This window comes from Mesorhizobium sp. M6A.T.Cr.TU.017.01.1.1 (assembly GCF_004023115.1).
Taxonomy (GTDB): Bacteria; Pseudomonadota; Alphaproteobacteria; order Rhizobiales; family Rhizobiaceae; genus Mesorhizobium; species Mesorhizobium mediterraneum.
In genome coordinates this window covers 1-610 of sequence record NZ_RZTA01000277.1, presented here as the reverse complement: position 1 = coordinate 610, position 610 = coordinate 1, and the positions used below count along the sequence as shown (strand labels likewise).

The window sequence follows — 610 nt, the reverse complement described above, 5'->3', positions numbered from 1 at the left end:
TGACTGGAGGTCAGAAAATGAACATCAAGAGCCTTCTTCTCGGCTCCGCTGCGGCGCTGGTCGCAGTTTCCGGTGCGCGCGCCGCCGACGCCGTCGTCGTCGCCGAGCCGGAACCCGCTGAATACGTTCGCATCTGCGACGTCTACGGCGCTGGCTACTTCTACATCCCCGGCACCGAAACCTGCCTGCGCATCGGCGGCTATGTCCGCTACGACATCGGCGTCGGCGACGTCGGTACGTTCACTGGTGCAACGTCCGGCGACTACGAGGACGGCGGCGAGAACGACACCTATTGGAAGCGTGCTCGCTTCACGCTGAAGACCTGGACCGGCCAGGAAACCGAACTCGGCACCTTGAAGACCTACACCGAGACCCGCTTCAACTTCGGCAACAGCCAAGGCCGCGCCGATTTTGCTGGCTATGACCCAGATGGGAACCCGGACTTCTTCCCCAACGAGGCCGGCAACACAGGCGTTTCGCTGAACTTCGCCTGGATCCAGCTCGGTGGTCTGCGCGTCGGTAAGGACGAATCGGCCTTCGATACGTTCATCGGCTACGCCGGCAACGTCATGAACGATACGCTGGTTCCCTATGGCGGCTTCGACACCAA

Annotated in this window: 1 protein-coding gene; it reads left to right on the top strand. The window is 62.0% G+C overall.

What is annotated here, in order from left to right; genetic code table 11:
* Positions 1–17: 17 nt before the first annotated feature.
* Positions 18–610: porin (locus EOB36_RS33970; protein WP_164897731.1), on the top strand; the 593-nt coding region annotated here is incomplete at its 3' end.